Consider the following 22,814-nt stretch of genomic DNA (forward strand, 5'->3'; position numbering starts at 1 on the left):
TTGATTTATACAGCTTTTTAAAGCTGCTACGAAAATACGATATCTCCTTCTTTTAATGTAGTCTAAGATGATAAAACTGTATTAATAGACGTCAAAAAAAAATCCCTGTCGCTACAAGTAGTGACAGGGATATAACAAGCCTGAATTCACAATCCAAATGAATCAAAATATTATGTTGCTTGTTTTTTAAACCATTTCAAATACCCAACTTAGAATAGTTTAATAATCAACGTATGATTACGCTGGTGTAAATGTACTACGACTCAAAAAATTGATTTTTTTGTTAAGTAATGTTAGAGATCAAATATGTATATTTGTGTAATTCATCGATAAATTAAGTATTTCATCGATTAAAACTAAAATCTTGTACGGAAGTATGCACTTGTTGAGAAGACTTAATTAAAAAAAATCCTCACTATCAGATAGCGAGGATTTACGTATGACTAGATTCTTTAAAATTAAACCCCTACATCTAATTATAAGAAAATAGCGAAAAGTGTCAAACACTCATCATATACTACTGCAATTTAAATATTATTTGAAGCTTTAAATTGTGAGGTGATAAAACATTAATCAGATTGTTTAAAACTACACTTTGTCGATTATAATTTACTTTTTATCGATATTATTTGAATAAGATGAGAGCTTTAAGATAGTTACAACCTGTACATAACTGCTAGGTTAGAATTTGTAAATCTTCCTACCGTTAAGATGTGCGATAAGCTCCACTTTGAGAAATGATAGCTCACGCCAATTTCACATCTTATAGCGGTTTTTTGAGTATCAATTTTTTCTACTAGCTGATTTAAAATAGATAAAAACTGACTTTCTTGACCATTGAGCGAAAAATCATAATTGCTCACTGTTATTCCCAGATTACCCATAAACTCAAATTGCTTATGTCTCTTAGAAGTTATAAGTTGAAAAAGTATCGAATTTGAAGCTATTTCCATACCGTCTACTTCTAGAAGCGGAGTTGTCTCTGTGTCATCTGGATTATCAATAGTAAAGGCATCTAATTTGATCGTTAAGTCAAACCGAGCGTATGAAGCAGCGATAGCATACTGAAGTGATTCTGGATTTTCGCCTTTAGAGCTGTATTGATTGAGGTTATGTTTAACGCCTATACCATAAATATTATATGCCGCATCTTCAATGGGTATTCTAGGGGAATAACGTAAGGTAACCTCTGTCTTTTTCCACAAGCCTACAGAGGCCTGTAGAAAGGGGTGAAAAAGCACACTTTGTTGTACGCCTTCAAAAGCTTGTAATTCATTAGGTTCATCGCCTATGGTAAAATCAAAAAAGGTAGAAGTCTCACCACCTAATGCACTCGGTATGATAGCGCTGCTCGAACCATCACGAATGATAAAATTATTGAAATCTGAATTTGAGACTTCAAAACTACGCTTACTATTGGGTGTAAATAGCGTGTTAAAGTGCAAAGAAGTTTTGGTTTCGAATAATCCCAATGAGCGGGCATTATCTACCCAAGCTGCAGAAGATTGAAATGAGCTTGCCTCTGCACCGGGTGTAATAAAACCTTCAGAAATAAAAACTAGGTCTTGTACCGTGTTTTCTGCATCTTCAAAAACAGATTGGGCTTGAAGCGAAGTGCAAATAATTAAATTGAAAATACAAAGGCGTAGTTTTAGTGTCATAATCTTATAGGTTTCAGTAGGAGTATGGGAAAATACTATTTATCAAACTATTAGAGAATTGGTAATGCTATTTAAAATAAAAAAAGGCTCTAAACATAAGTTTAGAGCCTTTTACGCATATAATTAAGAGTGTTTAAGCGTCTATGTTTGCATAGATAGCATTCTTCTCGATAAACTCACGGCGAGGTGGTACCTCGTCACCCATAAGCATAGAGAATATTCTATCTGCCTCTGTACCATTATCTATGGCAACCTGGCGTAGTGTTCTAAACTCAGGATTCATAGTTGTATCCCAAAGCTGCTCTGCATTCATCTCTCCAAGACCTTTGTATCGTTGTATAGATACACCTTGAGTACCCAGACGTTCTGCTATTGCATCTCGTTCTTTATCATCCCAAGCATATTGCTTTTTCTGACCTTTTTTAACCAAGTATAATGGTGGTGTTGCGATGTATACAAAACCTTTTTCTACCAACTCCCTCATATAGCGGAAGAAGAAAGTAAGAATAAGAGTAGAAATGTGACTACCATCTACATCGGCATCACACATAATAACTACTTTGTGATATCTAAGTTTTGAAAGGTTAAGTGCTTTACTATCTTCTTCTGTACCTATAGTTACTCCTAAGGCTGTAAAAATATTTTTGATCTCTTCGTTTTCAAAAACTTTATGCTGCATTGCTTTCTCAACGTTCAAGATCTTACCACGTAGTGGTAAAATGGCTTGAAACTCACGGTCACGACCTTGCTTAGCCGTTCCACCTGCCGAGTCTCCCTCAACAAGAAATACTTCACAAACTGCAGGGTCTGTTTCAGAACAGTCAGATAATTTTCCAGGTAAACCACCTATACTCATTACCGTCTTACGTTGCACCATCTCACGCGCTTTCTTTGCTGCGTGACGAGCTTGAGCTGCAAGAATTACCTTTTGAACAATGGTCTTAGCATCATTCGGGTTTTCTTCCATATAGATCTCAATCATCTCTGCCACTGCTTGAGATACTGCAGATGTAACCTCACGGTTACCTAGTTTGGTTTTAGTTTGCCCTTCAAATTGTGGCTCACTTACCTTTACAGAAATAATAGCTGTAAGACCCTCACGGAAATCATCTCCCGCGATGTCAAACTTAAGTTTATCTAGCATTCCAGAGGCATCTGCAAATTTCTTAAGTGATCCCGTAAGACCACGACGAAAACCTGCAAGGTGTGTTCCTCCTTCGTGTGTGTTAATGTTGTTTACATATGAGTGTAAATTCTCTGCATAGCTATCATTATAAATCATAGCAACTTCTACAGGGACACCATTTTTCTCTCCTTCCATAGAGATAACGTTCCCTATTATAGGATTACGGTTACCATCTAAGAAGCGTACAAATTCTGAAAGACCTTCATTAGAGTGAAAAGTTTCATTTTCAAACTCACCATCTTCTTTCTTATTTCGCTTGTCTGTAAGTGTTACAGTGATACCTTTATTAAGGTAAGCCAGCTCTCTTAATCTTGAAGCAAGCGTGTCATAATTGTACTCTGTAGTTTGCTGGAAGATAGAGTCATCTGGAGTAAACGTAACTTCGGTACCTGTAAAATCTGTATCACCTATAGCTTTTACTGGGTATAATGCTTTACCACGTTCATACTCTTGTTCCCATACTTTACCTTCTTTATAAACCGTAGCTTTAAGATGGTTAGAAAGTGCATTCACACAAGATACACCTACCCCGTGAAGACCACCAGAAACCTTATAAGAGTCTTTGTCAAACTTACCACCGGCACCTATCTTAGTCATTACTACTTGTAATGCAGATACGCCTTCCTTTTTATGAATCCCTACAGGGATACCACGACCATTATCTCGTACCGTGATTGAGTTATCCTCGTTAATAGTAACATCTATAGCGTCACAGTAACCTCCCATAGCCTCATCTATAGAGTTGTCTACCACCTCATATACCAAGTGATGCAAACCTCTAACTCCTACATCTCCAATATACATCGAAGGACGCATACGTACGTGCTCCATTCCCTCAAGGGCCTGAATACTATCTGCCGAATATTGCTTTTTATTAGCGTCGTCGCTCATATTATAATTCTTAAAATATTGTCTAAAAACAAATATAAAGAAAGGGTCTCCAGAAAGGTCTTAAAAACCCTCGAAAACCCTTGAAGTTATTAACATTTTGTGGAAAAATACAAGCCTCTTTTTAGCGCAATTTGTGAGGTGCATTTTTACGCTTTCGCGAAAGCGGAATTATGATCTTTAAATATCTATAAAGCTTTAATTTTTCATCTCAGTTGGCGCATTGATCTCTGCCTCTGGCGGAATGCGTTTTGCAAGAAATAAAACCTGACCTAAGTGACTTGACTGATGTTCCATTACGTGAAACCAGGCGTAGTAATTATTCATCCCATAACTAGGTACTTCTTCAAGAAGCCACTCGTCACTTGCAGACTTAAAAAGGGCTTTAGTGCGCTCTCTAACTTTTGTAAACTCCTCTAGATAATAGCTTACGGGCTTCCCTTTAAACTCCTCTTGAGCCTTTTTACCTAAGTCTAAGGCTAGTCCCCACTTTTTGGCTTCCTCTTCATTAAAGCCTCTATTTTCAAATGTTCTTACTTGGTAAAATGCCTCTGCTGCTGCTAGGTGCATTACGAGTGCACCTATGCGATTTGCATTCTCATCGTGTAGATGATCTATCTCGTGCTGAGACATTCCTTTTACTCTATACTCAACTCGCTCTTTTAAATCATCTAGCATTGATATTAAAACACCTAGCTGTGGAGCATAACCATCTTCAGACTTAATTTCGGCTGGGCCAAAGTCCATAGCTTCTGTACCTTCTCCTGTTATCATCAGGGAGTGTGCTCCGGTAAAAGCATCGCTAGATGATTCTAGTGTATACTCTAGCACAGAACTGCTGTTTGTGCCGCCTATACCTTCTAACCAAGAGTCTATTTTCTCTCCTTTTGCGGTTTTTTCAAAGTCTGCATTTCCTAGTGGAAAATCTGTCATTATGCCGTTACTGTCTTCTATTTGTAAAGAGAAGTTGTCAAAGTAGAATGTTCCATCAGATAGCATCAAACCACCTATAAGTAATCGTTCTGCATTTTTACCTATGGTCCCTTCTATGGTATATTCTTTCCACTCTGGATCTCTGATAGGTCTATCACCCATATTATCAAAAAAGCCGTTCTCATTATTCTTCATATCTACTCGGGCCCATAGTCCTGCCCAAGCTGTGGAGTCTGCAATTTCTGCCTTTACAGCTGCTTTAAGAATAAATTTGCGCTCCTGGTCCATACTCATATCTATAGATTGAGAAAAGGCTGTCCAGCTGTTTGATACTTGAGATTGCTGTGCTTTTGTAATAAATGAGCAGCAGAGTAATACGATAAGAGTTGGGATAAATTTCATTGGATTGACTTGTTTGAGTTCTTACTGGCTTTATTAGTAGCAAGATAGGGGTTTTGTTACACCAACCCCTTAACCTCCTCAAAATCTAACCCGCCATAATTGCCGCTACTCATAAGCAGTATGGCTTTATTTTTAAGCTCTTGTTCAAATAGAAAGGCTTTAAAATCTGCTGGGTCTGTAAATATGGTGAGGTCATCACGTTTAAACGCTGCTGCGATTTGCTGCGCTGTGATAGGTTCTAGTTTTTTGATTTCGACAGCCTTTGGTGAGTAAAAAACCACCGCCACATCTGCAGCATCTAGTGCTCCTTGATATTCGCTTAAAAACTCAGGATTAAGACTGCTGTACGTATGAAGCTCTAGGCAGGCTACAACGGTACGGTCACCATATTGTTCTTTTACGGCGCTTGTAGTTGCAGCTACTTTAGAAGGACTATGCGCAAAGTCTTTGTAAATGACCGTGTCATTACTTTGAGCGATAAGTTCTAGTCGCTTGCTGGCCCCTGTAAAGGTTGAGATTGCTTCATAAAAATCTTCTTCTACAACACCCATATGCTGGCAGATCCACTTGGCACCGGCTAGGTTATTGAGATTATGTTTCCCAAAAACTTCTATAGGCATCGCACCATCTGGAGTTTCTAGTAGTGTTTCACCATCTTCTACCGTGTACTCAGGTGTCTGGTAAGGATATTTTTTAATGTGAGCAGTGGCGTTCTCTACTACTTTCACCACATTTTCATCTTCGGTATTGTACACCATTGCACCACCGTTTGTCATTGAGTCTACAAAAATCTGAAACTGCTCCACATAATTGTCAAACGTAGGAAAGACATTAATATGATCCCAAGCAATACCGCTTAGTAGAGCAATATTAGGCTTGTATAAGTGAAATTTTGGTCTGCGATCTATAGGGCTACTCAGATACTCATCACCCTCTAGCACCATAAAATCTGCGTCATCTGTCATTCTCACCATTGTGTCAAAGCCTTCTAGCTGTGCACCCACCATATAGTCTACCTCTTTATCCCAGTAATGCATCACGTGCAGTATCATAGAGGTAATAGTAGTCTTACCGTGAGATCCTCCTATAACGACCCTAGTTTTGTCTTTTGCACGCTCATATAGATATTCTGGATATGAGTAAATGTTGAGACCTAGTTCTTGTGCTTTGAGCAGCTCTGGGTTGTCTTCTTTTGCGTGCATTCCTAAAATAACGGCATCGAGGTCGCTTGTTATTTTTTCTGGAAACCAGCCAAATGCTTCAGGTAATAGTCCATATTTTTCAAGTCGAGATTTTGAAGGGTCAAAAATCGTGTCGTCACTACCTGTTACGGTCTCTCCTTTGTGATGTAAAGCAAGTGCTAGATTATGCATTGCGGCTCCACCTATGGCTATAAAATGAATGTTCATATGTTGTAAAAGTCTTTATCGTAAAAATAAGATTTCGATTCCAAATGTGCGAGTATTATAAGTTCTATTTTGGGTATGAGTACGCTTTCGCGAAAGCGTAACAAAAACACTTTCTCCTCTTAAACCTCGCTGCCAAAACACTGTTACGACTACAAAAAGGCGTTTGTTTATGCAGAAATATTGACTCTCTGCGAGTTGTCTGTACTGACATAACGACATTCTCAGTAAAAGGCACTATTTTTGTCTAACCGATACCAACGTTCTGCTTACGGAACACAGAAAACGCACAACCAAATGAGTTTCTTCAAGAAAATATTTTCAAAAGAAAAAAAAGAAACCCTTGATAAAGGGCTAGAGAAGACAAAAACGAGCTTCTTTGATAAGATGAGTAAGGCAGTTGCCGGAAAGTCTAAGGTAGATGATGATGTACTTGATAATCTTGAAGAGGTGCTTGTTACCAGTGATGTGGGTGTAAAAACCACGCTTAAGGTAATCACGCGTATAGAAGAGCGTGTGGCCAAAGATAAGTATGTAGGCACAGATGAGCTTAACAGAATACTACGTGAAGAAATTGCCGGTCTACTAAGTGAGACAAACACAGGTAACGCAACCGAATTTGAAATCCCATCGCAAAACAAACCACACGTGATTATGGTGGTAGGTGTAAACGGTGTGGGAAAAACAACCACTATAGGAAAGCTTGCTTACCAGTTTAAAAAGCAAGGTAAAAAGGTGGTGCTTGGTGCGGCAGATACGTTTAGAGCAGCGGCGATAGATCAACTGCAGGTATGGGCAGATCGAGTAGATGTACCTATTGTAAAACAGCAAATGGGAAGTGACCCAGCCTCAGTAGCCTTTGACGCACTAGAGAGTGGCGTAAAACAAGATGCAGATGTGATTATTATAGACACTGCCGGGAGATTGCACAATAAGGTAAACCTTATGAACGAGCTTACTAAGGTGAAGCGTGTGATGCAAAAGGTAGTGGGAGATGCTCCTCACGATGTACTTCTTGTACTTGATGGTTCTACGGGTCAAAACGCCTTTGAACAAGCAAAACAATTTACAGCAGCTACAGAGGTGACTTCGCTAGCCGTAACAAAACTAGACGGTACCGCAAAAGGTGGTGTGGTGATAGGAATTTCTGATCAGTTTCAAATCCCTGTAAAATACATTGGAGTAGGAGAAGGTATCGAAGATTTACAAGTCTTTAATAAAGTAGAGTTTGTAGATAGTTTCTTTAAGTAAGCCATCACTTTTTTATGAAACTCGATTTTAGGTGGCTTCCAGAACTTACGTTGCGCACCTTACGAGTGGTTGCTATTGGTTTCTTATTACTTAACCTGTATAGCGTCTATACAGCATACACTGCTGTTAGGAGTGATCTTGTGCCTAAATATTTAGCGCAGTACACCGCTTTTCCTCACTATATATTTATTGCCTTTTACAGTCTCATCATATTTTACATATGGAGAATCCTTAAAGGAGCGATTACTTCACAATACTGGTGGGTACCCGTAATTGCGGTGATTGTGTTTGAGTCCACTAAGTTTTTTATCTACGGTTTCTTGATGTGGGTTAATCCTTTTCAATAATTAAGCTATTAGTTGATAACAGCCATTATTTTTTCCCATAAATCTGTATCAAAACCAGAAGGACCTAATAATGACTCTTCGGTTGCATCGCCTAGGCGTATTACCACTAGTCCTTCACTAGGTAAAACATATACTTTTTGATCATCTTTACCTAAACCAGCGATAAGATCATCTGGAGCAGTAGGGATTAATTTTCCTGTAAATGTTGTCGTGGTGCCGGGTAGTCTATAGCTGTCTTGCCCATTAAGCCACCAGAGATATCCGTAAGCCTCATTAATATCTTGAGAAGGCGTTGTCATTTCTGTAAAGTATGCGGGATTTATTAATTGGTTTCCGTCCCAATTTCCTTCATTGAGCGTGAGTAGCCCAAAACGCGCCATACTTCGAGCTGTACTAAAGTATAATCTAAAATAGCCAAAAGGCACCCAGGCACCCGTCATACCAGTTTGTGACTTAAGCTTATTGTCATAGTAGGTATTAAAATCACCGGGTACAGCTGCTGTTACTACGTCTTGTAATAAGGTGTAAAAAGCGTTATGATAGTACCACTCAGCACCAGCATCATTAAGGTACTGCAGACACTCAGGGTCAGAGCAGTTGGTATCGTCTACTGTATAGTCTCCTCCGCTGGTCATCGTGAGTTGGTTACGTATTGTTACCGCCGCTTCCTGTTCTGGAGTCATAGTAGTCCATCCCGTGCCCAGATAATTGCTGGAAGCATCATTTATAGATAAGTAGCCTTCTTGTTGAGCAATACCTACGGTGTAAGCCGTGAGCGTTTTTGCAGCGCTATTCCAGCGATGGCTTGTGGTTGCGTCTGTATCTTGATAATAATTCTCTACTACTATTTTTCCATCTTTAAGGATGATAAAAGCTTTGCTGTTATTTTCTGCTACATAATCAGTAAGATCTTGTAAGGCTGTAAGATTCCAGTTAAGAGTAGACGGGCTTGTCACTTCCCAAGTGTCACCTGTAATAGGAGGGAAGTACAGATTACTAGTCTCGCCAGTATCATCTGGCTCTTCTGCGATGGTATCGTCAGTTATAATAATCGTATCATCAGTAATGATTTCATTATCTGTAGTTGAACACGATAGACTTATAAGTAATAAGAAATATAGGTAACGCATCATTGAGGCTTTATGATAGGACTCTAAAATATTAAAAAGGATTAATGTAGCTCTCATAATTAGGGAATTGGCAGTTTTTAAAGCTATCAAAAGGTGTAAAATATCAAGGTGCTATTTACTATGTTATTTGGCTTATCTTTGCACTCCCTTAAAAGGAAGGCTATGCGTACAAAATCATTGAAGAAGAATAAGATAAACGTAGTAACTCTAGGTTGCTCAAAAAACGTTTATGATAGTGAGGTCTTAATGGGCCAGCTTAAAGCAAATGAGATGGATGTTGCTCACGAAGAAGATGGTAACATCGTTGTGATTAACACCTGTGGTTTTATAGATAATGCAAAAGAGGAGTCTGTAAACACCATTCTTGAGTACGTAAAGCAAAAGGAAGAAGGTGATGTAGACAAGGTATTTGTTACAGGATGTCTTTCTGAGCGTTATAAGCCAGACCTTCAAAAGGAGATTCCAGATGTAGATCAGTATTTTGGAACAACAGAGCTACCAGGATTACTTAAAGCACTTGGAGCAGACTATAAACACGAGCTTATAGGTGAGCGTATCACAACTACACCAAAAAACTATGCCTACCTAAAAATAGCCGAAGGTTGTGACCGCCCTTGTTCTTTCTGCGCAATTCCTTTAATGAGAGGTAAGCACAAGTCAAAATCTATTGAGCACCTCGTAGTAGAAGCAAAAAAGCTTGCTGCAAACGGCGTGACAGAATTAATACTTATCGCACAAGATCTTACGTATTACGGTCTTGATTTATATAAAAAACGCAACCTAGCAGAGCTTCTTGAAAACCTTGTTAAAGTAGAAGGTATAGAATGGATTCGTCTACACTATGCATTTCCTTCTGGTTTCCCGGTAGATGTACTTGATGTGATGAAGCGTGAGCCTAAGGTGTGTAATTACCTTGATATTCCGTTGCAACACATTGCAGATCCTATCTTAAAATCTATGCGACGTGGTACAACAATGGCAAAGACAAATGCGTTGTTAGAACGCTTTCGCGAAAGCGTACCAGAGATGACCATAAGAACTACGCTTATTGTAGGGTATCCTGGAGAAACCGAAGAAGATTTCCAAACGCTGAAGCAATGGGTAAAAGATCAACGTTTTGAGCGTTTAGGATGTTTTACATACTCACACGAGGAAAATACACACGCATATAATCTAGAAGATGATGTGCCAGAGGATGTAAAAATGGATCGTGCAAACCAGATTATGGAGATCCAATCACAAATTTCTTGGGAGCTCAATCAGCAGAAAATAGGGAAGGAGTTTAAAATTGTTGTAGATCGTAAAGAAGGGAACTTCTTTATAGGTCGTACAGAATTTGACTCACCAGATGTAGATAATGAGGTGCTAGTAGATGCGACTAAGTTTTATTTAAAAACTGGAGACTACGCAATGGTAAAAGTAACAGAGGCAGAAGATTTTGATCTGTATGCAGAACCACTTGTAGCCTTAGAGCGACCACAAGCATTGCACGCAAAACGTGCTACCAAAAAATAAGAAGTAGTAAATTAATTTACAAGAAGCCTTTTGGAACAAATGTTTTGAAAGGCTTTTTTGTGTGTAAGAGTTTGTTTGCAAGGCTTACATTTGTAGCACTAAAAAAGCTTTTTTTATGCGTATTATTTGTCTAGTGTTTTTTGCTTTAATTCTTATTACTTCTTGTAAAGAGTCTAATCAAACTGAGGTAGCACCAATAACAGAGCAGCCAGCAATAGCCGCGTCTACTACCAATGCATCACTCACCGCGATACAACTACCCTCTACAGGAAAATCTCATTTGCCTAGACTCAAGTCGAGTGGCGGTAAATTACATATGACTTGGGTGGAGCAAGAAGGTAAACAAGCCATTTTAAAATATGCTAGTTACGATAGTGCCAAGTGGAGCCAACCTAGTACCATTACATCTGGAGATAATTGGTTTGTAAACTGGGCAGATTTTCCAGCCCTAGGAGTAAATGGTGATTATGTGCTTACTAATATCTTAGAAAAATCTGCAGAGGGTACTTATGATTATAATATAAAGCTTCAATTATCAAAAGGTGATGCGGTTATAAAAGATGATTTCCTACTCAATACAGATGGTGTAGATGCAGAGCACGGTTTTGTGTCTATACAAGCATATGATGGAGGTTTTTATGCTACTTGGCTAGATGGTAGAAATACAAAAAACGAAGACAAGAGTAAAAACCAAATGACGCTACGCAACGCCTACATAGATTTAGCGGGAAACATAACTCAAGATACAGAGATAGATAGTCGCGTTTGTGACTGCTGTAATACAGCAACGGCTATTACAAATAATGGACCGGTTGCCGTTTACAGAGATCGTTCAGACACCACACCAGAGATACGAGATATGGCAATCGTGCGATGGGTAGATGGAGCGTGGTCAAAACCTATGGTTATAGGTAATGATAATTGGGAACTTAACGGTTGCCCCGTAAACGGACCTGCAATAGCAACCAAAGAAGAAAATGTGGTGGTGAGTTGGTTTACTGCAGAGGGTGATGCTCCTAGAGTGCTCACAGCTTTTTCAAATGATAATGGAGCCTCTTTTGGAGGTGCAATCCGTATAGATAACGGAAACGCAATAGGTAGAGTAGATACAGATTTTATGAGTGATGGAAGCGCTCTCATCTCGTGGTTAGAACCAATGGGGGAAAACGTAGTGCTCCAAGTAGCCCGAGTGTATGTAGATGGCACACACGATGCGCCAGTAACAGTAACCAATACCTCTGCCGAACGACAAAGCGGTTTCCCACAACTAGAAGTTGTAGGCGATTCGATTTTTGTCGCCTGGACAGATCTTAATGGTGACAACAGCGAGGTCAAGATGGTACACTTTGAGATGAAATAGCCTAGTTTTCCCAATAACGCGCCCTACCCAGAACAGTGTCCCTCTTCCAAGAGGGAGTCAGGGAGATGTCCGCAGGAGTGAGTTAACTAGAATTTTATGTAATAATTCTACCCCTCAATTCTATCCATCAAAATAACGTAACCTACCCACAACAGTGTCCCTCTTCCAAGAGGGAGTCAGGGAGATGTCGGCAAGAGTAAGTAAACAAAAAAATGCCCTGAAATACAGGGCATTTTTTTGTTTTAGTAAGTATTGAATCTACAACCTAAACTTTCCATTATTGGTCAAGAAAATAGCATTGGTGAAGAATAGCTTTCCATTGTGCCAGAACGCTCTAAAAAGTGGGTCGTCTACCATATAGATAACGCTCCCGCGTCCCATACGTTCTTCTCCAAAAATTAGAGAGTTACTTAGTTTTCCTTTGGCCGTTTCTCCTGCAAATCCTGCTACATTCTCTACCTCTTCAGGAATCCACGCTACATTGTAGCCACGATCCAGATATGAATAGGAGTTGCTTCCTAGCTTTAAGCTGTAGTACGTGTCTGGATAGCCAAAGGCCATTGGGTGCGTCGTATCAACTTTAGTCTTAAAGATAGAACCTGTGATAAAGTTTGTGGTACTTGCATTCTCACGATCTGCATACGGAGTTAGGTTTTCTTTCTTGTCACTTTTTTCGGTATCGCTGCCGCCGGTATTTCTTTTTATTGAAAATCCAGATTTTCCAGCGAGGCTTCCTACGGCATTTGCTAGTGCAATTACTTTACCGCCACCACGCACAAAGTCTTTTACTTTATCAAGGTTACTTTCATTAAGAACGCTTCCGTACCAGCCGCTAGGCATCACGAGTACATCAAATTCATCAAGATTCACGCGCCCTAGCTTATCTGCATTTATAGAAGTCACTGGGTATTGTAATGTCTGTTCAAAAAAGTACCACGTAGCTCCATAACTCAATGATGAGGTTGCATCTCCTTTAAGTAATGCAATCTTTGGCGGATTGATAAGCTTTACTTGTGACGACCCAAAATCTGGTCCAGAACTTGCAAATGAGGTTGTCGTAGCGGTAAGGGTTCTGTTATGCTTTCGCGAAAGCGTACTCAACACTTCATTAAAATCTTCACGTCCCAGATTATCACTTTTTGTGATGATTAAAGAACCGCGCTCGTAAGAAACTCCATTATTTACAAAGGGTTGCTCACTAAAACGTACTCTAATACCTTCCTTAAGAAGTCCTGCTAGAAACTGTGCATCATCAAGACTATTCCACTTCCCGATGTAGCCCGCTACATTTGTGCTTGCTGTGGTTATGTTTGTTTTAAAAGGGCTTGCGGCATTTGCTCTTACCAGTGATGTGCTTGCTACGGCATTAAGACCGTAAGCGTGTGGTAAATTCCACGCGGTGATATCATAAGTGAGCGGTGTACTTAGTTTTGCATCTGGCTCAAAAAGTGCCTTTACCATCTTTCCTTTTGGCTGGTCTGTACTTATCACCATTGCTGTGTCATAGCTCATACTACCTTGACCGTTTGAGGTGTAGTTAAAACCTGTTGCCTTTCCGTTTGAGGCAAAGCCATAGTTTATCTCGTGCTTGTCCATTAAGTCGGCTAGCGCTTTGAGATTATCTACATTACCAGAAAGCACGTAGCTTTTATATTTGAGATTGTTGTTATTAAAGTATGCTTTAAACTCTGAGTTGAGCTTTGCAGCATTTTTTACAGAAATTTCTACGGTAGAGAGTCCTGTGGTTTTGTGGTGTGCTACACGATCTACCAGCGTGAGTTCATAACCTCGATCTGTATGAATACCTAAACCGGCACGACCGTGACCAGCCTGCTCATAGGTCATCCCTATTGCCCCCATAAAGGTAGGGTAGGTGTCACCGTAAGAAGGGTAGAGTAAGTCAAAACTCTCTCTTGTAAAAAACAGCCAACCTTCCTTATCAAAATAACGCGCGTGATTTGCTCCTATTTGCGTTTGGAAATCCATCTGCCAGTCTGTGATAATCTCGTGATATGGCTCTGCTGCGGGAGCAAAATAATAAGGATTGTTTATTCCTTGCTCGTGAAAGTCTACGTGCACGTGAGGCATCCACTTGTTATATACTTTTAATCGTTGTTGTGACTCTACTTGTGATGCCCACGCCCAGTCGCGGTTAAGGTCAAAAAGGTAGTGATTAGGTCTTCCTCCTGGCCACGGCTCATCGTGCTCTGCAGCTACTTGTGCTGGGTCATAAGGTGTAGACGCTACTTGGTTAAACCAGTTTGCATAGCGATCACGCCCATCTGGATTTACACAAGGGTCCATAATAATTACGGCATCTTTTAACCATTCTTTTTTTGAAGTGATTAACTCATATAGTGTCACCATAGAAGCCTCTGTAGATGATGCTTCATTACCGTGCACGTTATAAGAAAGCCAGACTATTGCCTTGTCTGCCGTACCAGAGTTGCCTGTTGCAATACCCGTTTGCTCCAGGTTTGCCTTGCGTATATTTTCTAGATTGCTATGGTTTGCGCTTGTGGTAATAACGGCATATGTAAGAGGTCTACGCTCGTTAGTTTTACCATATTCTTGATAGGTGACTAGGTCACTATTTTTGGCTACGTGTTCAAAGTACCGCACCACGTCTGAGTGTCGTGAGAACTGTGTTCCAATCTCATAACCCAGAAATTCTGATGGAGATTGTACTTGAGCGGTAAGTAATGTTGTGAGAAATAAGGCGACAAAAAAGCTGTAGATTCTGAGCATTTGGTTCGTTTTAGCAAAAGCTAAAGCTATAAAAAGAGCTCGCCGCAAATCAGCGTTTTAACGTTTTTTTGGGAAAACTCGCAATTTATCAGAATTATCTTTACTATCTAAACCATAATTTATGCCAACCGACTGTCTGCCGTACCGAGAAACGGGGTATTTTTCTAAGCTTATCACAAACTATTTAGATCAAGAAGAAGCACTTAAACCCTTTTATCACAGATTTCCTACAGCAGATAATCTTATCAAACAGGCAGAAGAGAAAGGACAATTTTTTAGTCCGCTTTCGCGAAAGCGTTTATATGATTCCCTCATCGCGCAATATAAAAATACAAACACCTCTGCCAAGACACAGCTCAACTTAGAGCATCTTGCCAGCGAAAACACGTTTACCATCACCACAGGGCACCAGCTCAATTTATTTACGGGGCCGCTCTATTTTTTATATAAAATTATCTCTGTTATTAACCTCTGCAAGGAGCTTAAAGAGAAAGATCCAGACCGCAATTATGTGCCTATTTACTGGATGGCGACAGAAGATCACGATTTTGACGAGATTAACTATTTCAATTTTCAAGGTAAAAAAGTGCAGTGGAATCGTGAGGACGGAGGTGCCGTGGGCGAACTCTCAACCGATGGACTGGCTGAGGTACTAGCATTGTTTAAAACACAGCTGGGGACTTCTAGAAATGCGGAGTACCTCTCAAAACTCTTTAACGACGCCTACCTCAATCACGATAATCTGGCAGATGCAACGCGCTATCTGGGTAACGAGCTTTTTGGTGAGTACGGCCTTGTCATTGTAGATGGTAACGATGCAGGACTTAAAGAATTATTTGCTCCTTATGTACAACGAGAATTGCTAGAGGGCGTATCGCACGCAAAGGTGACGCAGCAAACCGAGCAACTCACTGCGCTAGGCTACCCAGAGCAAGTACACCCTCGTGAGATTAACTTGTTCTACATCACAAAAGGCATCCGTGAGCGTATTATCAAGGTGGATGATATGTATGTGGTAAATGATACAGATATCCGCTTTCGCGAAAATGAGATACTCAACGAGCTTGCTAACCATCCAGAACGGTTCTCGCCTAACGCCTTACTGAGACCACTTTTTCAAGAAGTGATTTTACCAAACCTTTGTTACATAGGTGGAGGCGGAGAGCTGGCGTACTGGTTCCAGCTTAAAACATATTTTGAAGAAGTGGGAGTTCCTTTTCCGGCATTACTACTTCGTAACTCGGCATTAATACGTACCGAAAAGCAACGTACAAAAGCCGAAAATCTAGGCGTGTCGTTGCCAAATTTATTTCTAAAACAAAACGAACTCATCAACCGAAAGGTACGTGCCATCTCAAATATAGAGATAGACTTCTCTGCACAACGCAGCTTCTTGAAAGAGCAGTTTAAAGCAATGTACTTACTAGCCGAAGAGACAGATGCTAGTTTTATAGGAGCCGTAAAAGCACAAGAAGTAAAACAACTCAAAGGTTTAGAAAACTTAGAGAGTAGATTGCTGCGTGCACAAAAGCGTAAACTGAGTGATCACGTACAACGCCTAGTAGATTTACAAAACGAAGTATTCCCAATGCAAAGCCTGCAAGAAAGAAATACTAACTTCTCACAGTTTTATCTAGAATACGGCGAGCAACTCATCCCTGAACTTGTAAATGCGCTGGAGCCGCTAGGAGGGGAGTTTACGGTGGTTACTTTGTAGGGGATTAGTTTGTTTAGTTTTCTATTAGCTCTACATCTAAAGCATCTCTCAGTTTATGCAAACTCTGTTTTGAGAATCTTTTAAAAAAGAATCGTATGCCTATAAATCTTATCATTACAATTTGAGCAATTACTGATAGTATCATAAACGGTTCGAATTTTTCCAAATCAAAAGTCACTATTAAGCACATTGCAATTATAGGAAAGATTAAAAGTATACTTAACATTATTTTAAACGCCTTGTTAATTGTAATTGTGACAGAACCTAGTTCAGTGTTGATTTCTCCTGTTAATACACAGAATGCTCCTTTTCCAACCGTTGAAGAGATAATTTTAAATTCATTATCTGAAATTTGACCTCTGAAAGATTTTGTCGTCCAATTTGATGTTAAGTATTTTGAATATTCGGTGCGTCTTTCAAGACGTTCAATTGTTTCTTTTTGCGAGCTAATTAACTTGAATTTGTATTCTCTAGTCGGAAATAGATTCATAAATTTTAATTTTTGATCTTTTTCCCGTTTATGAATTTGATGATCATTGGATTTCCATTATCATTTATGCAAAATTCTTCACCATCTTTCTTTCCGTCTGTATAAGGACATTTATATATTAAAGTAGTATCCTTATGTCTTGTGACTAAAGTCTTTTTAAAATTAGTGTCGTAATAAGTCTTTTCAGTAAATTTTCCATTCTTATTTGTTATGTATCGTATTCTTTCTTTTGGTGCGAGCGGGTCCTCTTTATAATAGAGAACTTTTTCGGCGAGACGTCTGTTGCTCCTTCCAAAATATGAACGCCATTCTAGAAGAACACCATTCTTATATATCTCTTCTGCAACAATATGACCATTTCCGTTTTTTCTAAGTTTTTGTGCAACACCAGTAAATAGCTCATCATTATAGCCTTGATATGCAAGATTGTTGTCAAAATATATCTCTTTGACAGATAATGTGTCTTGAGAGAATACATTTTGATAACCTACAATAAGTAGAAAAAGAAACATTAAACGTAACTTCATATCTATAAATTCAACTGCCTTATCCCCTCATAAGCTACAATTCCTACGGCATTTGCGAGATTTAAACTTCTGATGTGTTCGCTAAATAATGGGATTTTATAAAGTTGGTCCGGGTGTTTTTCGGTGATTTCTTTTGGGAGTCCTTTGGATTCTTTTCCAAAGACGAGAAATAGGTCTTCTTCAAAAGGAATGTCATAATGTGATTTTGTGCCGTGACTTGAGAGAAAGGCCATTTTCGCGAAAGCGTTCTTTTTAAAAAAGTCTTCTGTATTATCATAATACTGTACGTCTAGATGCTGCCAGTAGTCAAGACCTGCGCGTTTAAGGCGGGTGTCGTCTATCTTAAAACCAAAGGGTTTTACAAGGTGCAACCTGCAGCCAGAACCGAGGGCAAGCCTACCTATGTTACCTGTGTTGTTTGGGATTTCTGGATTGATGAGTACAATATTGAGCATAATGGCTTGCTTGATGGGATGTATGGTGTATAAATGGTGTGTGAGATACTAATGTTATCACAAAAACTAAAGCTTGTCACGGGCTATAACTCCCGTCTACAGTATCTTTACCCAAAAATAACATTTTGAGAATAAATTACTTCCCCCAGAAATTGATATATGTTATTGCCATCGTACTTTTTATGATGAGTAATACACAGACGGCACAAGCACAGGATTTTGAGAAGATAAAAGAGTTTTTTACGTTTTATCCTAACAAGAAAGCGGTAGAGAGAGATTCTACCTTATATCTTTCTAAGTTTATAGCAGCACCAGTAATGAGCTACAGTCCGGAGACAAATTTTGCCTTTGGGACAGGTGCAAAATACTTATTTAAATTTAACGGTAGTGGGGAGGAGACGCGTGTGTCTAATATGCCTATCACGCTGCAGTACACACTTAATAGTCAGTTTTTTGTTTATTCTGGATTTGAGATTTTTACAAACCAAGAGAAGTGGGTGATAGAGGGTAATATCCTATTTCAAAATTACCCAAGACTGTTTTATGGTTTTGGCACAAATTCTCCAGAAAGTGCAGAGGAGGAGTATAATTATTACCAGTTGCTAGTGGAGCCTATCTTTTTAAAACAGGCTTTTACACGTTACCTTTTTGTAGGTGCTGGTGTGCGATTTAATCACGTTTACTCTGTTGATATAGAAGAGGGCGGACTTATAGATCAAACTAGACCTACGGGTTATGATGGGTCTACATCGCTAGGTGTTGAAGTTGCTGCACTGTATGATAACAGAAATAATGTACTAAATGCTCAAAATGGATGGTACCTCGAGACGACGAGAGGTCAATACTTCGAGGCGCTGGGAGGTACACATAACTTTGATTTGACACGTTTTGATTTAAGACATTACACAAAGCCATTTGCAGATAAGGATGATATTATTGCATTCCAGATGGTGGGGAGATTTACGCGTGGTGACTTACCATTTTCTGAGTTTTCTTTTCTTGGAGGTAGTGAGATTATGCGTGGTTATAGAGAAGGCCGTTATGTAGGTAGAGATTTACTGGCAAGTCAGGTAGAGTATAGAAAGACGTTTAAGAACTCTCGTTTTGGCGCTGTATTATTTGCCGGTGGAGGTGATATCTATAATGATGTGAGCGATTTTCAGTTTAAGAACTTAAAACCTACCTATGGAGGTGGTCTTCGTTTTATGATAGATAAGGAAGAGCGTCTCAATCTTCGTTTTGATGTAGGTTTTGGTAGAGGCTCTAGTGAGTTTTACTTAGGGATTGCAGAGGCATTTTAATAGCTAGCAGCTAGTTTAATTTGCATCATTTTATTTTTAGAGATAGGAACAAAATTTCTATATTACTCTGAAAATAATCCTGATACGATGCTTAAACCTGTACTCTTTTTTCTTTCCATTTTTTTAGTTTGTAGTTGTGCTCAACAACAAGAACCAGAAGTTGCCGTAAACCCAGAAACGTACTGGGGAGAAAATCCTTGGCCAGACATTAGAAAGAAGCGTATTAGTCAGCTATTACCGCAAGCGCTCAAAACTGCAGAGGTAGATTGCTGGATGAGTATTTGTAGAGAAAATAATAATGATCCTATTGCAGATCACATAGGAGGAGAAAATGCTGGTGGTACCGCCGTATTTTTATTTTACAACGACGCAACGGGGTTTCACTCTAAAGTGTTCTCTCCTTCTGGAGAAGCAACTGCGCTAGATGATCTAGATATACACGAGGAGGTTGTGAGTGTAGAGCGAGGAACCTCTGCTATTGAGCAAGCCTCAGATTTTATCAAAACAAAAGATTTTAAAAGTATTGCCGTAAACACATCTTCAAAAAATGTGATGGCAGACGGACTTACGCATACACAGTATGAAGAATTTGCTAGTGCCTTAGGTGACGAAACCTCAAAACTAGTATCCTCAGAAGAGGTTGTCTATGAGTGGTTATCTATAAAGCTACCAGAAGAAGTTGCCATCTTAAAGAAAGCAGCAAAGCTCACTACCCAGTGGCAGATTGAAGCCTACGAGCAAGTAGTACCTGGCACATCTACAGATGCAGATATTGCAAAATATTTAAAACAAAGAATGACCGAGTATGGCGTGACAGATGGATGGGCACCTGCTCAAAATCCTAATGTAAATTCTGGGCCAGACCGTGGGCACTCGCACGCTACAGATAAAGTAATTATGCCTGGTGATGTGATACAAATAGATTTTGGTATCAAAGTATATGACAGATGGGTGACAGATATACAGCGATTTGCCTATGTTTTAAAAGAAGGTGAGAGCGAGGCTCCAGATGAGATTATGCACTACTGGGAAAGTTCTAAAGCTGGAAATAGGGCAGCACTCGCTGCGATGCAACCTGGGGTAAAAGGAGTAGATGTAGATAGAGCCCAGCGCGTACTTATGGAAAAAGCAGGGTCTGATTATGTGATGTGGAGCACGGGTCACCCAGTAGGCTATGTCGCTCACGATGTAGGACCTAATCTAGGAGGTTCTCAAGCATCACACGTGAGACCAGCCTCAGAAAAAGTGATCAAGGAAGGTATGACGTTTGCCTTTGACGGTTTTCACTCTTGGAAACTAGCAGACGGTGGTGTAAAAACAATGTCTGTAGAGGAGATGGCCGTAGTAACAGAAAATGGAGCGGAGTATCTTATCGCTCCACAAGAGGAACTTGTTATTATCTCAAATTAATTATCTAAGCAAAAAACCAGTAATCTTTAACGGCTTCTTTGCCCCAAGAATCGAGTAGTGCTTGTATTTCCTTCTTTCCATCGGGAGAAGAAACTACAATCATAATCTGTGCATTTTCTATAGACGGGACATCTGTAAAAGATTGCATACGTACACCATAAATGTCTTTACCTATCTGTTTCTTATTATTAGAAACCCAGTGAAAGGTGTCATTATACGATTGTAAAACCTTAGCCATATCCTTACCATTGCGACCGGCACCCCAGAGTACGAGTGGTCGTGTGTTATCACGATCTATCTCATAAAAGAAACGCATTTTCATATCAAAATAGCGATTGTCTTTATACTCATCCCAAGTACGTGAGATGCGGTTAGAGCGATCACGCCAGTGGTGAAGTATGGCATCTATCCCTATAACTTTGAGCCCGTGTTTATACATACGGAAACACAAATCATAATCTTCTGGATAGATAACAGGATCAAAAGCACCTACGGCATCAAAATCATCTTTATGAATCATCCAGCAATGTGACGGGATAACACACTCTTTATAAATCTGCTGGTAGTGTGTGCTTGTTCTTGCCACTTCATTAAGCCAGCGCTCATAGCGTAAAAAACCATCACCTACCTCGCCCTCATCTACAAAGTGCTCTGTACCTCCAGCAATCACGTGCCCTTTTCCATACTTATGCCACTCATCTACGAGAAGCTGAATTTTATAATTTGGCATTTTATCATCAGAGTCCATCCTGTTGAGCAGGGTTCCGCGTACTTCTCTGTATCCACATTGTAATGTTGGGATGAGTTTATAGCCATCACTGTCAAAAACACGAACGCGTGCATCTTGCTTTGCAAATGCCGCAAGAATCTCTGGAGTCTCATCTGTACTGTGGTCATTTACAGCAATAAGTTCCCAGTTTTGATACGTCTGGTTTATAATAGAGTTTATGCAATCGTGTAGATATGGAGCCGTGTCTTTTACGGCCATTATGATAGATACGAGGGGTTGATTTACTGCCACGATTTTGGAAGGTTTTTTGTGATTTCTATAGGGTCAAAAGTACTACTTTCTCTCGCGCCGTATTCAGTTACCCATTTTGCGGTTTCTTGTAATCCTTGTGCAAGTGTTGTGGCTGGCTTTGGGCTAAAGATTTCTATAAATTTTGAGTGGTCTGCATAGGCGTGTACTACTTCCTCGCGCTGTTCAAGGTGGTTGATAGTCACTTCTTTTTTCATAACAACTCCTACTTCTTTAGCTAGATCATTTACCGTGTTTTCGGTGTCTGCGCCTATGTTAAAGATTTGGTTGTCCGCTTTCGCGAAAGCGTAACTAGCCGCAATATAAGGTGCCACATCATTTATGTAGGTAAAGGCACGGGTCTGATTTCCGTCGCCAAAGATGGTAAGCGGTTCATCTTTTAACATCTGATTCATAAATATACCCACCACATTGCGATACTTATCTCCGATGTTTTGTCCAGGCCCATACACATTATGCGGGCGAAAGATAATATAGTCAAGCCCAAACATTTTATGTGCATTATCTAGATCCATCTCTACCGCATATTTTGCAATACCATAAGGGTCTTCGGGTTGTGGTTTTTGCGATTCTTTAAGTGGTAATTCTTGAGTTCCATACACAGCAATAGAGCTTGTAAAGATGAACTTCTTTATGTTATGATTAACTGCAGCATTAATGAGGTTGATGCTCCCAATGAGGTTATTCTCGTAGTTGAACTTACGTATAAAATGGCTCAACCCTTCGGCGGCATATGCGGCTAGGTGGTAGATGTAATCTATGTGATGTTGTTCAAATATCTCATCTATAAGTGTGGTGTCTGTAATGCTACCTTCTATAAAAATCGCACCTTGAGGAACATTACTTGTAAAGCCGCCAGAGAGGTCGTCAAGTATGATTACTTGGTGATGTAAAGCTAGTAAATGACGAGCAACGTGGCTTCCTATAAAGCCAGCGCCACCGGTAACTAATGAGGTTATTTGCATACTGCAAACTTAGGAAAAGGAATTGAGAGGGGCGTTGTTACGCTTTCGCGAAAGCGTAAAAAAAAACCACCTTTGACAGTGGT

18 protein-coding genes are annotated in these 22,814 nt (G+C 39.7%); 7 read left to right on the forward strand and 11 right to left on the reverse strand.

The window, feature by feature from the left end:
- Nucleotides 1-656: 656 nt before the first annotated feature.
- From MED134_RS12785 to MED134_RS12800, 4 genes are all read right to left on the reverse strand, one after another.
- A complete protein-coding gene (locus MED134_RS12785) occupies nt 657-1,661 on the reverse strand; it encodes a DUF6588 family protein (RefSeq protein WP_038599813.1) in 1,005 nt (334 codons plus the stop codon).
- 133 nt (nt 1,662-1,794) lie between these two features.
- Nucleotides 1,795-3,738, reverse strand: coding sequence for a DNA topoisomerase (ATP-hydrolyzing) subunit B (gene gyrB, locus MED134_RS12790; RefSeq protein WP_038599816.1), 1,944 nt, complete (start codon nt 3,736-3,738; stop codon nt 1,795-1,797).
- A 195-nt stretch (nt 3,739-3,933) separates the two neighbouring features.
- Nucleotides 3,934-5,070, reverse strand: a complete 1,137-nt coding sequence (locus tag MED134_RS12795; protein ID WP_038599818.1) for a DinB family protein — start codon at nt 5,068-5,070, stop codon at nt 3,934-3,936.
- Between the two features lie 56 nt (nt 5,071-5,126).
- Nucleotides 5,127-6,479: a UDP-N-acetylmuramate--L-alanine ligase gene (locus MED134_RS12800; protein WP_038599821.1), complete on the reverse strand. Its 1,353-nt coding sequence runs from the start codon at nt 6,477-6,479 to the stop codon at nt 5,127-5,129.
- 294 nt (nt 6,480-6,773) lie between these two features.
- On the opposite strand from MED134_RS12800, the gene ftsY reads away from it, so the two are divergent.
- Entirely contained in the window at nt 6,774-7,727 is a 954-nt protein-coding gene (ftsY, locus tag MED134_RS12805) for a signal recognition particle-docking protein FtsY (protein WP_035327777.1), read from the forward strand.
- A 14-nt stretch (nt 7,728-7,741) separates the two neighbouring features.
- Nucleotides 7,742-8,074: a hypothetical protein gene (locus MED134_RS12810; protein WP_038599824.1), complete on the forward strand. Its 333-nt coding sequence runs from the start codon at nt 7,742-7,744 to the stop codon at nt 8,072-8,074.
- Nucleotides 8,075-8,082: 8 nt separating this feature from the next.
- On the opposite strand, the gene MED134_RS12815 is transcribed toward MED134_RS12810, so the two are convergent.
- Nucleotides 8,083-9,261: a serine hydrolase domain-containing protein gene (locus tag MED134_RS12815; protein ID WP_237747117.1), complete on the reverse strand. Its 1,179-nt coding sequence runs from the start codon at nt 9,259-9,261 to the stop codon at nt 8,083-8,085.
- A 105-nt stretch (nt 9,262-9,366) separates the two neighbouring features.
- On the opposite strand from MED134_RS12815, the gene rimO reads away from it, so the two are divergent.
- Nucleotides 9,367-10,719, forward strand: coding sequence for a 30S ribosomal protein S12 methylthiotransferase RimO (rimO, locus tag MED134_RS12820; protein WP_035336055.1), 1,353 nt, complete (start codon nt 9,367-9,369; stop codon nt 10,717-10,719).
- Nucleotides 10,720-10,834: 115 nt separating this feature from the next.
- A complete protein-coding gene (locus tag MED134_RS12825) occupies nt 10,835-12,079 on the forward strand; it encodes a hypothetical protein (RefSeq protein ID WP_052084239.1) in 1,245 nt (414 codons plus the stop codon).
- A gap of 258 nt (nt 12,080-12,337) precedes the next feature.
- Here MED134_RS12825 and MED134_RS12830 read toward each other — a convergent pair whose 3' ends face one another.
- Nucleotides 12,338-14,827 (reverse strand): M14 family metallopeptidase, encoded by a 2,490-nt coding sequence (locus MED134_RS12830; protein ID WP_038599830.1) that lies wholly within the window; start codon nt 14,825-14,827, stop codon nt 12,338-12,340.
- A 121-nt stretch (nt 14,828-14,948) separates the two neighbouring features.
- On the opposite strand from MED134_RS12830, the gene bshC reads away from it, so the two are divergent.
- Nucleotides 14,949-16,544, forward strand: a complete 1,596-nt coding sequence (gene bshC, locus MED134_RS12835) for a bacillithiol biosynthesis cysteine-adding enzyme BshC (RefSeq protein ID WP_038599833.1) — start codon at nt 14,949-14,951, stop codon at nt 16,542-16,544.
- A 13-nt stretch (nt 16,545-16,557) separates the two neighbouring features.
- Here the strand turns inward: bshC and MED134_RS12840 are convergent, their stop codons facing one another.
- The 3 genes from MED134_RS12840 to MED134_RS12850 are packed head-to-tail and all read right to left on the reverse strand — an operon-like array spanning nt 16,558 to nt 18,019.
- Nucleotides 16,558-17,034, reverse strand: coding sequence for a hypothetical protein (locus tag MED134_RS12840; RefSeq protein WP_038599836.1), 477 nt, complete (start codon nt 17,032-17,034; stop codon nt 16,558-16,560).
- Between the two features lie 5 nt (nt 17,035-17,039).
- On the reverse strand, nt 17,040-17,561 hold the full coding sequence (locus tag MED134_RS12845) for a hypothetical protein (RefSeq protein WP_038599838.1): 522 nt from the start codon (nt 17,559-17,561) through the stop codon (nt 17,040-17,042).
- Nucleotides 17,562-17,563: 2 nt separating this feature from the next.
- Nucleotides 17,564-18,019, reverse strand: a complete 456-nt coding sequence (locus MED134_RS12850; RefSeq protein WP_038599842.1) for a tRNA (cytidine(34)-2'-O)-methyltransferase — start codon at nt 18,017-18,019, stop codon at nt 17,564-17,566.
- Nucleotides 18,020-18,198: 179 nt separating this feature from the next.
- On the opposite strand from MED134_RS12850, the gene MED134_RS12855 reads away from it, so the two are divergent.
- Nucleotides 18,199-19,317 (forward strand): BamA/TamA family outer membrane protein, encoded by a 1,119-nt coding sequence (locus MED134_RS12855; RefSeq protein ID WP_052084286.1) that lies wholly within the window; start codon nt 18,199-18,201, stop codon nt 19,315-19,317.
- A gap of 87 nt (nt 19,318-19,404) precedes the next feature.
- The gene (locus tag MED134_RS12860) at nt 19,405-20,727 is read left to right on the forward strand and encodes a M24 family metallopeptidase (protein ID WP_038599847.1); all 1,323 of its coding nucleotides are present in this window, start codon (nt 19,405-19,407) and stop codon (nt 20,725-20,727) included.
- Nucleotides 20,728-20,731: 4 nt separating this feature from the next.
- Here MED134_RS12860 and MED134_RS12865 read toward each other — a convergent pair whose 3' ends face one another.
- Together MED134_RS12865 and MED134_RS12870 are read right to left on the reverse strand one after the other, a co-directional pair.
- Complete coding sequence (locus tag MED134_RS12865) at nt 20,732-21,748, reverse strand: glycosyltransferase family 2 protein (RefSeq protein WP_052084240.1); 1,017 nt, start codon at nt 21,746-21,748, stop codon at nt 20,732-20,734.
- Nucleotides 21,739-22,731, reverse strand: a complete 993-nt coding sequence (locus tag MED134_RS12870; RefSeq protein ID WP_038599851.1) for an NAD-dependent epimerase/dehydratase family protein — start codon at nt 22,729-22,731, stop codon at nt 21,739-21,741. The genes MED134_RS12865 and MED134_RS12870 overlap by 10 nt, the downstream gene beginning before the upstream one ends.
- Between the last annotated feature and the right edge of the window lie 83 nt (nt 22,732-22,814).

It is taken from the genome of Dokdonia sp. MED134, assembly GCF_000152925.2.
Taxonomy (GTDB): Bacteria; Bacteroidota; Bacteroidia; order Flavobacteriales; family Flavobacteriaceae; genus Dokdonia.

Bases quoted from the DNA above. Each gene is read 5' to 3' on its own strand.
- ftsY (WP_035327777.1), top strand. From the start codon at position 6,774: ATGAGTTTCTTCAAGAAAATATTTTCAAAAGAAAAAAAAGAAACCCTT.
- MED134_RS12860 (WP_038599847.1), top strand. From the start codon at position 19,405: ATGCTTAAACCTGTACTCTTTTTTCTTTCCATTTTTTTAGTTTGTAGT.
- MED134_RS12825 (WP_052084239.1), top strand. From the start codon at position 10,835: ATGCGTATTATTTGTCTAGTGTTTTTTGCTTTAATTCTTATTACTTCT.
- gyrB (WP_038599816.1), bottom strand. From the start codon at position 3,738: ATGAGCGACGACGCTAATAAAAAGCAATATTCGGCAGATAGTATTCAG.
- rimO (WP_035336055.1), top strand. From the start codon at position 9,367: ATGCGTACAAAATCATTGAAGAAGAATAAGATAAACGTAGTAACTCTA.
- MED134_RS12845 (WP_038599838.1), bottom strand. From the start codon at position 17,561: ATGAAGTTACGTTTAATGTTTCTTTTTCTACTTATTGTAGGTTATCAA.
- MED134_RS12795 (WP_038599818.1), bottom strand. From the start codon at position 5,070: ATGAAATTTATCCCAACTCTTATCGTATTACTCTGCTGCTCATTTATT.
- MED134_RS12785 (WP_038599813.1), bottom strand. From the start codon at position 1,661: ATGACACTAAAACTACGCCTTTGTATTTTCAATTTAATTATTTGCACT.
- MED134_RS12800 (WP_038599821.1), bottom strand. From the start codon at position 6,479: ATGAACATTCATTTTATAGCCATAGGTGGAGCCGCAATGCATAATCTA.
- bshC (WP_038599833.1), top strand. From the start codon at position 14,949: ATGCCAACCGACTGTCTGCCGTACCGAGAAACGGGGTATTTTTCTAAG.
- MED134_RS12840 (WP_038599836.1), bottom strand. From the start codon at position 17,034: ATGAATCTATTTCCGACTAGAGAATACAAATTCAAGTTAATTAGCTCG.
- MED134_RS12830 (WP_038599830.1), bottom strand. From the start codon at position 14,827: ATGCTCAGAATCTACAGCTTTTTTGTCGCCTTATTTCTCACAACATTA.
- MED134_RS12870 (WP_038599851.1), bottom strand. From the start codon at position 22,731: ATGCAAATAACCTCATTAGTTACCGGTGGCGCTGGCTTTATAGGAAGC.
- MED134_RS12815 (WP_237747117.1), bottom strand. From the start codon at position 9,261: ATGAGAGCTACATTAATCCTTTTTAATATTTTAGAGTCCTATCATAAA.
- MED134_RS12855 (WP_052084286.1), top strand. From the start codon at position 18,199: ATGATGAGTAATACACAGACGGCACAAGCACAGGATTTTGAGAAGATA.
- MED134_RS12810 (WP_038599824.1), top strand. From the start codon at position 7,742: ATGAAACTCGATTTTAGGTGGCTTCCAGAACTTACGTTGCGCACCTTA.